The sequence below is a fragment of the Ignavigranum ruoffiae genome (assembly GCF_023195815.2).
Classification (GTDB): domain Bacteria; phylum Bacillota; class Bacilli; order Lactobacillales; family Aerococcaceae; genus Ignavigranum; species Ignavigranum ruoffiae.
Window position 1 is genome coordinate 330,335 of the sequence record NZ_CP096206.2, and the last position, 12,537, is coordinate 342,871.

Below are 12,537 nucleotides of genomic sequence, written 5' to 3' on the forward strand. Positions count from 1 at the left end.
TATGAAAGGAAGGAAATATGATACACCTAGCTTTTATTGGGAATGGAAAATCGACTAATCGTTACCATTTACCCTTTTTAAGAAAATTGACTTCCAAATACAAAATAGAAAAGATATTTTCTCGTTCTTCTAATAGCCCTTGGCCAAAACAAGCTGCGGTAAAGTATATCCATGATCTGAATGAAATTTGGAATGATTCACAAATTACTTTGGTTATTATTACAACGCCCTCTGAAACTCATTATCAATTAGCTAAAGAAGCGTTATTAGCTAATAAGCACGTCATTCTAGAGAAACCATTTGTCGAAAATTGGAAGCAAGCGAAAGAATTATTTGAATTAGCTAAGCAGAATGGTCTCGTTCTTCAAGCTTATCAAAATCGACGCTTTGATTCTGACTTTTTAACTTTGCAGGATGTCATTGAATCTAATAAGTTAGGTGAACTCTTTGAAATACAAATGCATTTTGATTATTACCGTCCAGAGACACCTCTTGAGTCTAAGGGAAATTCGGCCTTGGGCAGCTTTTTATATGGTCATGGATCTCATACGGTTGATCAAATTATTTCTTATTTTGGAAAACCAGATCAAGTGCATTATGATATTCGTCAACTAACTGCTGCCAATAAAATGAATGATTATTTCGACCTTGATTTATACTATGATAAATTAAAGGTCAGTATCCAGTCTTCATATTATATGATAAAGCCCCGGCCAAGTATGGTTGCTTACGGTAAGAAAGGCATGTTCATCAAACAAACCAAGGATCGTCAAGAAGAACATTTAAAGCTATTTTATATGCCTGATCAAGTTGGTTTCGGTGAGGATCAGCCTATTCATTTTGGAACTATAGTCTATGTTGATGAAGTAGGACAATATCGTGAAGAAAAAGTCGTCACTCATCAAGGAGACTATAGTTTATATTATCTGAAATTGTACGACACACTCAAAAATGGGGAACAGAAGCTGGTCAAAGACGAAGAAACTCTTGAAGTGATCCATATCTTAGAAACCGGCTTTAAACACCGGTTAAAAGCGCACAATATTCATAAGCATTAAACTATATCTTACTTCTAAGGTGACTCTTTTTTCTTATTAACCTTGAAGAAAGAAAATTCGACTAAATCTGGCTTCTGATGAATTTCAGCAAAGGAGAAGATAAATGAAATCATTAAAAATTGTTACAATCGGTGGTGGATCTTCTTACACCCCAGAATTGATTGAGGGGTTTATTAAAAATTACCCTGAATTACCAGTTTCAGAGATTTGTTTGGTAGATATAGAAGAAGGTAAAGAAAAATTAGAAATTATTGGAAATTTAGCCCGTCGTATGGTTGCCAAAGCGGATTTGCCCATAAAAATATCAACGACTTTAAACCGCAAAGAGGCGCTAGTAAATGCCGATTTTGTTACCACTCAATTTAGGGTCGGGATGCTCGAAGCACGTTCAAAAGATGAGAAGATTCCTTTAAAATATGAAACTATTGGTCAAGAAACTAATGGACCAGGTGGACTTTTCAAAGCACTTAGAACAATTCTAGTTATTCTAGAGATCTGTCAAGAGATGATGGAAATTTGTCCTAAAGCCTGGTTAATTAATTTTACTAATCCAGCTGGATTAATTACTCAAGCCATCCACAAATATTCACCATTTAAAAATGTGATTGGTGTTTGTAATGGTCCGATAGGAATGCAAAAGCAAATTGAACAGATACTTGAATCAGATGCGAGTCATGTGTATGTAGAATTTGCGGGTTTAAATCATATGGTTTTTGCTAAGAACATTTATTTGGATGATGAAAATGTCACGACTCAGGTTATTGAACAATTTTGTCAGCAGATTGATCAACAAGGTCTAAAGAATATAGAGGCTGTTGATTGGAATCCACGCTTTATTAAAGCATTAAATATGCTACCGATTGACTATGTTCGATATTATTGGCAGAGTGATTTAATGTTAGAAGCTCAATTGAAAGAGTGGAATGAAAAACAACAAACTCGAGCCGATGTAGTAAAACGGGTTGAGCAAGAACTTTTTGAAATTTATCAGAATGAAAGAACGGATGAGAAACCTAAACAACTCGAAGAACGTGGCGGAGCTTATTATAGTGAAGTGGCGGTAAATTTAATTAACTCCATTTATAATGACAAGAGAGATATACATACTGTTAATGTATTAAATCAGGGAGCCATTAGTGATTTAAATGCGGATGAAGTCGTTGAAGTCAATAGTATCATTACCAAGCACGGCCCGATTCCTCTTGCCACTGGTAGTCTTCCTTTACCTATTAGAGGCATCATACAACAAATTAAAGCTTTTGAATTAATGGTAATTGAGGCAGCTATTGAGAAAGATTATGACAAGGTTTTACTTGCTTTGGTTACTAATCCACTTTCAAGAGATGACCATCGTTCTGAAGCGATTATCAATGAACTTGCAGAAGCCCATAAAAAATATCTGTTTAATTAAAGGCAAAATGACTTTAGGTAAAATAATTTTTTACTTGTATTATAGCAAGATACATGAATTTGCCAGTCAGAATCTAAAATTTCAATTTGCTTCCCGATTGATTCCAAGTCAATAAAGTTAATCATTACTATCAGTTCTTTCTGACAGGACAAAATAATAACCATTTTAGTCAACTTCGACGGGTGATTTTCGCGTTAATCATTTTTATTTTGCTTGCTGGAGGCGCTTGCACCGACTTAGGCAAAAGGGTTATACTGTCCTTGGATGATAGATAAGGAGGACTTGAATGACCAAGGTATTATTGATCAACACGGGTGGGACGATTGCCATGTCGGAAGACCATACAACCGGGAAAGTTTCCCCATCTTCTGCTAACCCCATTCATCAACAAAGTAACTTATTTCAGAATTTAGCTGAAATTACGGTAGTTGACTTGTTTAATTTGCCTTCGCCGCATATGAATGAAGAAAAGATGCTTGCTTTAAGTCAATATATTCAAGAAGAAGCTGGACGATTTGATGGGATTGTGGTGACTCACGGCACGGATACCTTAGAAGAGACGGCTTATTTCTTAGAACTGACCTTGGATTTACTCATTCCAGTGGTGTTAACTGGAGCCATGCGGTCCAGCAATGAGATTGGTGCGGATGGCCTGGCTAATTTGCGGAGTTCAATTTTGGTAGCGGCTGCACCTGAATCTCACAGTAAGGGGGTCATTGTGGTGATGAATGAAGAAATTCATGCGGCGACCTATGTGACCAAGACGCACACCACCAATTTAGCGACCTTCCAGACGCCAACCTTTGGTCCTATTGGTTTGATTTCCAAGAATCAGGTGCTCTATTTCCAGAATATAATTCGGCAAGAATATTATCCGTTGCAAGAAGTCAAGCAAAAGGTGGCTTTACTCAAGGCTTTCTCTGGGATGGATGGGTCATTAATTCGAGCAGTCGGCCAAGCTGGCTTTAAAGGTCTGATTCTTGAAGGATTGGGTGCAGGCAATATGCCACCAGAAACGGTTCAAGCCATTGAAGAACTGATTGAGCAAGGCCTGCCAGTGATTATGGTTTCACGTGCCTTTAATGGGGTGACTGAGGATGTCTATGATTATCGTGGTGGCGGCAAGCAATTGCGTCAAGCAGGTGTCATCTTTGCCCAAGGTCTTAGTGGAGTCAAAGCTCGGTTGAAATTGTTGGTCCTTTTAAATACCGAGCAGAAGGTCGATATAGAGGCCGCTTTTACTCTAACTTAACTAATGCATCACTTTAAAAATTAGCTCAATGGTGAATACCGAGTTGTTAGATCCTGAAGTAGAAACTCATCGCTCAAAATTTAAGCCCTAACCAATTACTGGTCAGGGCTTTTTCGAGTCTAAATGATTTAGCAGACCCAATCTTCAAAAAATTTCACCGAGAAAGATTTAATTATTTAATAGGCTAGCAGCTTCTTTGTCTAGAAAGACAGCAACTTGTGGGTGCTCTTGCAAGATGGAAGCCGGAACATCGGTCGTTACTGGACCTTCAATCATGTCTTTGACCGCTTGGGCTTTGTTCTCGCCGAAGGCTAGCAGAATGATCTTCTTAGCATCCATAATTGATTTAATTCCCATCGAATAAGCTTTGGTTGGCACATCTTCGGCGGAGTCGAAGAAGCGTTTGTTGGCTTGGATCGTGGTATCGGTTAGATCAACACAGCGTGTTGTGGCATCAAAGGAGCTACCAGGTTCATTGAAACCTATATGAGCGTTATTGCCCACACCTAGGATTTGTAAATCAATGGGATGCTCAGCGAGAACTTGGTCATAACGAGCTGTTTCTTCTTCCACATTGGCTTGGTCACCTTGAGGAATAAATGTTTCTTTGAAAGGTTTATGATCAAACAATTGCTCTTTCATAAAGTAGGCATAGCTTTGAGGATGGTCGGCACTTAAACCATAATATTCATCTAGGTTAAGGGCCGTCGCTTGTGAGAAGTCAAGGTCAGATTCTCGTAGGAGTTGATATAAAGGTTCAGGCGTTGAACCAGTGGCAAGACCGAACGTAGCTTGAGGATTGTTCTCAATCGTTTCCTTAAAAAGATCAAAAGCGGCTTTAGAAGCTTCTTCTTTACTGTTAAATACTTGAACGTACATATGATGACATTCCTTTCTGCATAAAGTACTTTTATTTTATCATAGATTCCCACGTTTCACAGCCAGAGTCCCTTATATAAGAAGAAACTTGAGACGCGCTTAGGTAACTTAACAAAATCTTCACATAATGGCGCAAATTGCCCAGATATTTCAAAAAATGACTGGTGAATCGTTAAGCTTTCTTCATAAATACTTGTTACTATAAAATCAGACTTAAGAAAGCAAACAGGAAAGAGTGATTTTAATGGAAACTAAGAAGAAACATTATACATACAAATGGGTAAGCGCGTGTGCGGCCAGCTTAATCTTAGCCGGAACTTCACAGTCGCTGAATATTCCCAACCAAGAATATTTCTCACCAGTGGTTTCAGCCCAAACCATCCAAGATCCTCAAGCCAAAGTTCGTGTAGATCTGGTAGAAGAAGGGGCTAAGCTTGTCTCAGGTCAAACCGAAGCAAATGCGACAGTCACTATTATGGTTGAGAAGACTTCCGCTAAAGTCACTGTTGATGCCGACGCTGAAGGAAACTGGCAAGCAGAATTGCCGGAAGAAACCGAATTAGTCGATGGTGATACATTGAATCTCACCGTGACCTTAACCGATGGTGAAATTGCTAGCAAAACCATTACGGTCGGCTTAATTGATCATAGTTTAACCGTCGATGAAATAAATACATCAAGCCGTCAAATTACCGGTCAAACCAGTCCGCTAGCGACGGTCACTGCATTATATGAAGCGACCGGTGATAAATGGACGGTTGATGCCGATGAAGCAGGAAATTTCGTCATTGAACTGCCGGCAGAACTCAATCTTGAAGCCAATCAAAAATTCAATCTAACCGCCAACTCCACAGACAATCAACAAGAATTTGTTGAAACCTTAGTTGAAGCCAATGTGGAAGATGGCGCTTCTGAAACAGAGACCCAAACAATTGACCCAGAAACCAGTGTGGTCGAAGATGTGAATGGAGTTGAAGATGCTACCGAAGCCACAGATTTAGGAGACACCACGGTGGCGGATGTAGCGCCGGTTGATCACAGCTTAGAAATTAATCCAATCGCTGAAGGCGACCAAATCATAAGCGGTCAAACGAGTCCACAAGCCACTGTTTTAGTTCGTTCGGAAGATACTGGTGACAAATGGACGGTCGATGCCGATGAGCAAGGTGCCTGGACCGTAGAACTTCCGCAAAGTATAACGGCGGATCAAGTCTTGGCCGTTACTGCTAACTCAGTGGATAATCAACAAGCATATCAAGAAATTACGGTAGAGGCGGCTAGTCAAACTACTCAAGACTCAAGTCAAGCCGATACGACTGAAGCGCAAGCCAGTTTTGTGAAAGCTGATCCAGTCTATGCTGGCGCTGAAACCATTCGTGGGACGACCAATCCTGGGGCCACCGTCCTCGTTCGTCATGAGACAACAGGAGATAAGTGGACCACCGATGCTGATCAACAAGGAAATTGGCAAGTGGATGTTCCTTTAACCTTAAGTGAAGGTGAGACCTTAGCCATTACTGCTAATTCTCTGGACAATGAAACTAGCTATATTGAAACAGGCGTGTTAGCAGCTGAAGCGACAACGAGTCAAGCTCCTGTTCAAGAGAATTTTGTCAAAGTTAAGGATATTATGCCGGGTGACAAGATGATCTCTGGAACCACCTTGCCTGAAGCAACGGTCACCTTACTCTTCCAAACAACGGGCGACAAAGTAAGTGTCGACGCTGATGCCGAAGGAAATTGGACGACTGAAGTTCCAGAAACGGTCACTCTTAAGGCAGGTAATCTGATTAATGTGACCTCCAATTCATTGGATGGCCAACAAGCCTTTGTCCAAGTGAAAGTCAATGACGGTGTGACGGTTGATAAGGAAAGCTCGGTCGATAGCAAGGATCAACTCCCTGACACTGGTGAAAATAAAGGCCTTTGGGGCATCGTCGGTGTTGTCTTGCTAGCCTTAGCTGGAGCCGTCTTCTTCTTTAATCGTAAGAATAGTCAATCGATGAAATAATCCTATCCAAATACCTCCCTAACAAAAACTGGAGTTAAAGCATGATTACTTTGCTCCAGTTTTTTTATGCGCTAAATTTTGCAAAAAGTGACCTGGATAGAGCGAAAGAGAAATTAGCGAGCAAAAATCTTTTGCGCTTTAGAGCTAGGAAATTAGTCGGGGATTTTCTTAATGTTAGGGCTGGGCGCGGTCTAGTTCTGTCTTGCTTAGTAGAACGGTGAAAGTGGAACCTTGATTTAGCTGGCTGTCGACCTTAATCTTTCCGCCATGGAGACGAACGATTGAACTGACTAGGGCTAAGCCTAGTCCATTTCCTTGAGTCTGTCGGCTTTGATCCGCTTGATAAAATTTATCAAAAAGGTGAGCCAGGGTTTCTTCAGCCATGCCAATGCCTTGGTCACTTATTTCGACTTTTATCGTTTGCTGGTTTTCGCTTAACTTGACTTGAATCTTGCCTTGGTCTTGATTGTATTTAATGGCGTTATCGAGCAGGTTCAACCAGACTTGATAGAGTAGTTCTTGATCTGCGCGAATCTTCAAGGGGATCAAATCAATGCTGAATTCAATCTGGCGAGCTTCCCACTGATTCTGTAGAAAGATAATGACTTGGCGAAGCTGCTCATCGAGACGAAATTCTGTGCGCACAAGGTTGCTGACCTGGTGCTCTAATTTACTGAGACGTAAGATATTTTCCGTCATGTGGGTTAATTGTTCGGTCCCTTGACGAATGCGTTTAAGGTAAGTCTGCTTCTGCTCGGAACTTAGATCAGGACTATTCATCAGTTGGACGTAACCTTTGACCGTGGACAAGGGTGTTTTGAATTCGTGGGAGACGGTTGAGATAAAGTCTTTGCGTAGGGCTTCAATGCTATTGAGGTCTTGGACCATCTGATTGAAGTTTCTAAAGAGTTGTTCAACCTCGCCAATAGTGGAGAACTGACCTAACTGGATTGAGAAATCACCTTCTGCCACTTGCTTCATGGCCTTGCCTAATTCTTGAATCGGTTTGAGTATAGTCCGACTAATCAGAGTTGAGATAGCCGTGCCACTTAAAGAAACAAAGACAATCATAAAGACGATCAAATAGAAAGGCTTGATCACCGGTTCAAATTGCTCGGTAACAAACCAACTGATGAGAATAATTAAAGCCGATAAAGTTAGGAAAACGGTGAAAATCATCATGCCAAAGAAGACCCATAAATGTCGAGTTAAGAAGGAATGTTTCATAATAGCACCGCCTTATAACCTAAGCCACGTACCGTTTCAATTGAAAAATCTGGATTAGGCATTAGCCGAGAACGTAGACGACGAATGTGGACATCGATAGTCCGTTCATCACTCTCCATATCATCCGGCCAGATATCAACCATAATTTGTTGGCGAGTGAAGATTTGATCCGGTTGGGAGAGCAATTTGTATAAAATAAGGAATTCTTTTTGGGGCAGTTGGATTTTGTCAGTGAGGAACTTGACGGATAATTCTTGTGGGATTAACTGGGTTTGTCCCACAATGAGGGCTTGGTCACTGTCATGATAAGCGCGTTTCAATAGCGCTTGAACCCGTAGAACCAGTTCTTCTAAATCTATCGGCTTGACCATATAATCGTCAATGCCTAATTGGAAGCCATGGCGTTTATCACCTAAGTCACTCTTGGCGGTAATCATAATAATCGGCATCAGAGGGTCTGAGAGTTTGATGGCTTCAACGAAATGATAACCATCGATTTCAGGCATCATGATATCGGTCAGAATCAAATGAATAGTATTCTCTTCGAGCATTTTGAGCGCGATATTGGCATCTTGGGCGGTCAAGGTCAGATACCCGGCCTTAATCAGCGTAAGTTCATAGAGTTCTAACAAATTTAAATCATCTTCAACAATTAATATTCTTCGTTGGCTATGCATCGTCTCATTCCTTTGCTGACAAGATTTGTTCATATTGAGTTCATATAGGTTTATTATACTATACTTTGACGATATGCCCGCCATTGAAAATATTCAATCGATAAGACACAAAGAAGGTGAAGACCATGCATAATATTCGAATTATTACCGATACAGCTGCCGATATTACGGTGGAAGAAGCCCGAGAAAAAGAGATCGATGTGGTAAGCTTGAAGATTCTATTTGGTCAAGAAGAATTTATTCAGACTTCACGTCAGGATTTTGAACGCTTTTATGAACTTATGGAGGAAAAAGATCTCTTTCCCACAACCAGTCGGCCAAGTCCTCAGGATTATTTAAAGCTATATCAAGCTGCTGAACAGGCGGGGCAGGATGTGCTGGTGCTTTGTTTATCTGGAGGATTGAGTGGCACGGTCGAGAGTGCTCAGGCAGCCAAAATGATGACCGATTATCAAGACCATATTGAAGTGATTGATACTCGCCAAGCTATCTTGTCTCAACGTCTCCTGGTGGATTATGCTGTCGCATTAAGGAAGCAAGGATATGATTTCTCGGCAATGATTAAAGCCATTAATCAAGTAAAGCACCGGGCAGTGGTCTTTGGCTTGATCGATCAATTAGATTATTTGCGCCGGGGTGGTCGAATTCCCCGCTCTTTAGCTTTTCTCGGTCAGACGTTAAAGATTAAGCCGCTGATTGAACTCATCGACGGCAAGATTCAGGAATTTGGTAAGAAACGTGGATTTAAAGCAGCTAAAAGAGCCATGTTAGCCCGCATAGAAGCCCTACCGCGGGATCCCAATTTTCCAATTTATTTTGGCTATACTTATGATGAAGCCAACGCTCGTCAAGTGATGGAGGCTTATCAAGAACAGCATCCTGGAGTGGTTCCTCATTTTTCCCCAATCGGCGGAATTATTGGCTCTCATTTAGGTCCAGGTGGGATTGGGGTAGCCTATGTCTTGGCTGAAGAATCATAGTATTTTCACTAAATTTCCATCTTCAAAGATTATCGATTGTGATAGAATAAATTTGAGGTGGAATCATGACCAATCAAAAAAGATATACAACTTGGAATCAACATTTAAGAGAAACCTTTGGTGAGAAAGTCTTCAAGGTCTCGCTCGATGGTGGCTTTAATTGCCCCAATCGTGACGGGACCGTTGCCCATGGTGGCTGTACATTCTGCTCTGCTTCGGGTTCGGGCGACTTTGCCCAACCTAGAATCCTACCCTTGCCGCTGCAACTCAATCTTGGTATTCAACAGATGCATAAGAAATGGCCCCATGTCCATAAATATATTGCTTATTTTCAGAATTTCACCAATACTCATGCGCCGGTGGATGTTCTGCGCTTTCGTTTCGAGCAGGTCGTCAATGAACCGGGTGTTGTCGGTATTATGATTGCGACGCGACCAGATTGCCTACCGCCTGAAACGGTGGAATATTTGGCAGAGTTAAACCAGCGCTATTATATGTGGGTTGAATTGGGTTTGCAGACCGTTCATGATCAGACCAGCCAGTTAATTAATCGAGCCCATGATTATCAATGTTATTTGGAAGGGGTCGAGAAATTAAGAGCCCACCAGATCCCTGTTTGTACCCATATTATTAATGGTTTGCCTGGTGAAAGTTACGACATGATGATGGAGACGGTTGAGCGCCTATGCTTAGACTCAGATATTCAAGGAATTAAAATCCATCTGCTACATTTGATGCGCAAGACCAAGATGATGTTAGATTATAAGGCAGGACGCCTGCGTTTCTTAGATCAAGATGAATATGTCAATCTAGTCTGTGATCAATTAGAATTGATTCCTAAAGAGATTGTGATTCATCGCTTGACTGGGGACGCTCCTCGCGATACTTTGGTCGGACCGATGTGGTCTTTGAATAAATGGGAAGTCTTGAATGCCATCGATGATGAATTAGAACGTCGACAGACTTATCAAGGGTATCGAAATTGTCGCCAGCTTCAAGCATAAACTGAGAATTATCTCAAAGAATGGTGATTAGATAGCGATTTGAAGCGAAATGAGCAAATTTCTCATATAAAACGGATTCAAATAAGAGCATTTCATAATTCTGGCTTAAACTTTAATCATAAATTAAAGACAATAAGTACCTTCCTAGTTATAATATAAGTGTAATATAAAGAAGGAGGTACAAATTATGGTTGCTGTTGAAATGTTAATGAAATTATCTAATCGTCACAAGAAGTCATCCGAAGCAGTTATTAAGGACAATTGGCATGGTTTGTACCAAAAAGATAGCCAATTCACTTATCCCGAAGCTACTTTAATCGTTTCAAAATCTAAACGTAAATAATTGATTGATAGCTACAGGGTGACTGGCAATCATCGAAGAATTTAAATTCCTTGATTTGCTGTCAGTTCTGTAGAGCGAAATTTGTCTGTTAGACTAAAATATAAGCACCGAATATTTACCAAGGCTGGATTGGAATCAATCCATTTGGCCTCTTGGTAGATATTCGGTTATTTTTATCTCAAAAGTGACTACTTGTTCATGGGTCATTTTAGTCCTTACGATTGAAAGCGGTTCATTTCTTAAGGTTTCTCAGTCGGCCTATGCTATAATGAAGTGAACGTAAAGGTTCTTGGTTCCTGACTGTTTAGTAGTCGATAGAAGTGATTCAATCGGCTATTTTGAACAATGAGAGAACGTATTAAAGGGAAATCCACGAAATATAAAGAAAGGAGAATAATAATCTTTGCTAAAAGAAAAATTGAGAAATTCTATATATAATCCTTTGGATACAATTACTTTTGAGTATGCTGGTAAAAGTGCCGGAGTTGATACATTGGTGACCAATTATAAACGGACATATACTGTTTGGTTTGGAGATTTTTATGAAGATTTAGATGATATTGATATTGTAATGAATAAAAAGTTTTTTGATGGAAAATCATTAAATGATTTATGTGAGGATGAATCAATAGTCTTTGATGGGACATATTAATAGCAGTCAATTGAATAAAAGTTGATCAATGTGAAGGAAGAAGGAGTGGAACGATGGACGTTAAGGATATTTTGGATATTTTACATCATCAAATGAAGGTCGCGGTTTTTGCCACAGTCGATGAAGAAGGAAAGCCCCACGCTCGTCATGCGCATGTCGGCCTAGCCAATGAACACGGAATTTTCTTTATGACCAGTCCTAAGACTAATTTCTATCAACAGCTTCGAGCCAATCCGAATGTGGCCATTACGGCTATGTCAGAAGATGGCTACCTGATTCAAGTTATCCGGATTGAGGGTATGGTCCGGCCAGTTGGCAAGGAACGCTTAGAAGAGATGCTAGCGGGTAATCCCTTTGTGCAACATGTCTACCCGGATGATGCTGAACGTCAAAATGTCCAAGTCTTTCAACTCTATCAAGGAGATGGGTTCTACCATAGCTTAACCCAGGGTCATCGCTATACTTTCAGCATTCAGACGGAGGATTAGAAAGCGGTTTATTTTTCTTAGATTGGCGAGTAGATTCTTTGAGTTTTTTAAACTTTCTGGTCTAGTCTTCAGCTCTTGGAGTCGGTATAATGGACTTATATTTGGATAAAGGAGTTTGAAGAATGTCACAAGAACAAACTTATATTATGTTGAAACCGGATGCAGTACGTCGCCAATTGATGGGGCAAATTATTAGTCGGATTGAAGCCAAAGGCTATCAAATTACCGCTCTTAAGATGATGACCCTTGACCAAGAGATTGTAGGCGAACATTACGCCCATTTATTAGATAAACCATTCTACCCAGAGTTAGCGGCCTATATGACTTCTGGACCCGTTGTTGGCATGATTGTCGAAGGACCAGAAGTTGTAGCTGGTATGCGCCAAATGATGGGGCCAACCAATGCCTTAGAAGCTCCAGCTGGCACAATTCGGGGTGACTATGCTCATAGTATCAGTGAGAATATTATTCACGGATCAGATAGTCTAGAGAATGCTCAAATTGAAATCAACCGTTTCTTTAAATAAAAGATAGAAATACCTGAATCGGATCCAG

General features: G+C 40.4%; 13 protein-coding genes. 10 read left to right on the forward strand and 3 right to left on the reverse strand.

Annotated features, from left to right (window positions below):
• The first annotated feature begins 17 nt into the window (after nt 1-17).
• The 3 genes from M0R79_RS01605 (at nt 18) to M0R79_RS01615 (ending at nt 3,721) form a co-directional block, all read left to right on the forward strand.
• Entirely contained in the window at nt 18-1,058 is a 1,041-nt protein-coding gene (locus M0R79_RS01605; RefSeq protein ID WP_248416698.1) for a Gfo/Idh/MocA family oxidoreductase, read from the forward strand.
• A gap of 103 nt (nt 1,059-1,161) precedes the next feature.
• On the forward strand, nt 1,162-2,469 hold the full coding sequence (locus M0R79_RS01610) for a 6-phospho-beta-glucosidase (protein WP_248416697.1): 1,308 nt from the start codon (nt 1,162-1,164) through the stop codon (nt 2,467-2,469).
• Nucleotides 2,470-2,755: 286 nt separating this feature from the next.
• Nucleotides 2,756-3,721, forward strand: a complete 966-nt coding sequence (locus M0R79_RS01615) for an asparaginase (protein WP_248416696.1) — start codon at nt 2,756-2,758, stop codon at nt 3,719-3,721.
• Nucleotides 3,722-3,889: 168 nt separating this feature from the next.
• On the opposite strand, the gene nagB is transcribed toward M0R79_RS01615, so the two are convergent.
• On the reverse strand, nt 3,890-4,600 hold the full coding sequence (gene nagB / locus M0R79_RS01620) for a glucosamine-6-phosphate deaminase (RefSeq protein ID WP_248416695.1): 711 nt from the start codon (nt 4,598-4,600) through the stop codon (nt 3,890-3,892).
• Nucleotides 4,601-4,844: 244 nt separating this feature from the next.
• Between nagB and M0R79_RS01625 the strand changes: the two genes are divergently transcribed.
• A complete protein-coding gene (locus tag M0R79_RS01625) occupies nt 4,845-6,611 on the forward strand; it encodes an LPXTG cell wall anchor domain-containing protein (RefSeq protein ID WP_248416694.1) in 1,767 nt (588 codons plus the stop codon).
• A gap of 174 nt (nt 6,612-6,785) precedes the next feature.
• Here M0R79_RS01625 and M0R79_RS01630 read toward each other — a convergent pair whose 3' ends face one another.
• Both M0R79_RS01630 and M0R79_RS01635 read right to left on the reverse strand, forming a co-directional pair.
• A complete protein-coding gene (locus M0R79_RS01630) occupies nt 6,786-7,838 on the reverse strand; it encodes a HAMP domain-containing sensor histidine kinase (protein WP_248416693.1) in 1,053 nt (350 codons plus the stop codon).
• Nucleotides 7,835-8,548, reverse strand: coding sequence for a response regulator transcription factor (locus tag M0R79_RS01635; protein ID WP_248416692.1), 714 nt, complete (start codon nt 8,546-8,548; stop codon nt 7,835-7,837). The genes M0R79_RS01630 and M0R79_RS01635 overlap by 4 nt, the downstream gene beginning before the upstream one ends.
• Nucleotides 8,549-8,640: 92 nt before the next feature.
• Here M0R79_RS01635 and M0R79_RS01640 point away from each other — a divergent pair, with 92 nt between their 5' ends.
• The 6 genes from M0R79_RS01640 (at nt 8,641) to ndk (ending at nt 12,509) form a co-directional block, all read left to right on the forward strand.
• Complete coding sequence (locus M0R79_RS01640) at nt 8,641-9,495, forward strand: DegV family protein (RefSeq protein WP_248416691.1); 855 nt, start codon at nt 8,641-8,643, stop codon at nt 9,493-9,495.
• Nucleotides 9,496-9,560: 65 nt separating this feature from the next.
• Nucleotides 9,561-10,499, forward strand: a complete 939-nt coding sequence (gene mnmL / locus M0R79_RS01645; protein WP_248416690.1) for a tRNA modification radical SAM protein MnmL/YtqA — start codon at nt 9,561-9,563, stop codon at nt 10,497-10,499.
• A 187-nt stretch (nt 10,500-10,686) separates the two neighbouring features.
• Nucleotides 10,687-10,842 carry a hypothetical protein gene (locus M0R79_RS01650; protein WP_200793435.1) on the forward strand — a complete coding sequence of 52 codons (156 nt, stop codon included), beginning with the start codon at nt 10,687-10,689 and terminating at the stop codon, nt 10,840-10,842.
• A 403-nt stretch (nt 10,843-11,245) separates the two neighbouring features.
• On the forward strand, nt 11,246-11,494 hold the full coding sequence (locus tag M0R79_RS01655) for a hypothetical protein (RefSeq protein WP_248416689.1): 249 nt from the start codon (nt 11,246-11,248) through the stop codon (nt 11,492-11,494).
• Nucleotides 11,495-11,547: 53 nt separating this feature from the next.
• Nucleotides 11,548-11,982 carry a pyridoxamine 5'-phosphate oxidase family protein gene (locus M0R79_RS01660; protein ID WP_248416688.1) on the forward strand — a complete coding sequence of 145 codons (435 nt, stop codon included), beginning with the start codon at nt 11,548-11,550 and terminating at the stop codon, nt 11,980-11,982.
• Nucleotides 11,983-12,104: 122 nt separating this feature from the next.
• Nucleotides 12,105-12,509 carry a nucleoside-diphosphate kinase gene (gene ndk, locus M0R79_RS01665; RefSeq protein ID WP_092572561.1) on the forward strand — a complete coding sequence of 135 codons (405 nt, stop codon included), beginning with the start codon at nt 12,105-12,107 and terminating at the stop codon, nt 12,507-12,509.
• Nucleotides 12,510-12,537: the final 28 nt, after the last annotated feature.

Excerpts from the sequence above, each read along its gene's own strand:
- M0R79_RS01640 (WP_248416691.1), top strand. The coding sequence starts at position 8,641 with ATGCATAATATTCGAATTATTACCGATACAGCTGCCGATATTACGGTG.
- M0R79_RS01610 (WP_248416697.1), top strand. The coding sequence starts at position 1,162 with ATGAAATCATTAAAAATTGTTACAATCGGTGGTGGATCTTCTTACACC.
- nagB (WP_248416695.1), bottom strand. The coding sequence starts at position 4,600 with ATGTACGTTCAAGTATTTAACAGTAAAGAAGAAGCTTCTAAAGCCGCT.
- M0R79_RS01660 (WP_248416688.1), top strand. The coding sequence starts at position 11,548 with ATGGACGTTAAGGATATTTTGGATATTTTACATCATCAAATGAAGGTC.
- M0R79_RS01635 (WP_248416692.1), bottom strand. The coding sequence starts at position 8,548 with ATGAACAAATCTTGTCAGCAAAGGAATGAGACGATGCATAGCCAACGA.
- M0R79_RS01650 (WP_200793435.1), top strand. The coding sequence starts at position 10,687 with ATGGTTGCTGTTGAAATGTTAATGAAATTATCTAATCGTCACAAGAAG.
- mnmL (WP_248416690.1), top strand. The coding sequence starts at position 9,561 with ATGACCAATCAAAAAAGATATACAACTTGGAATCAACATTTAAGAGAA.
- M0R79_RS01630 (WP_248416693.1), bottom strand. The coding sequence starts at position 7,838 with ATGAAACATTCCTTCTTAACTCGACATTTATGGGTCTTCTTTGGCATG.
- ndk (WP_092572561.1), top strand. The coding sequence starts at position 12,105 with ATGTCACAAGAACAAACTTATATTATGTTGAAACCGGATGCAGTACGT.
- M0R79_RS01615 (WP_248416696.1), top strand. The coding sequence starts at position 2,756 with ATGACCAAGGTATTATTGATCAACACGGGTGGGACGATTGCCATGTCG.
- M0R79_RS01605 (WP_248416698.1), top strand. The coding sequence starts at position 18 with ATGATACACCTAGCTTTTATTGGGAATGGAAAATCGACTAATCGTTAC.
- M0R79_RS01625 (WP_248416694.1), top strand. The coding sequence starts at position 4,845 with ATGGAAACTAAGAAGAAACATTATACATACAAATGGGTAAGCGCGTGT.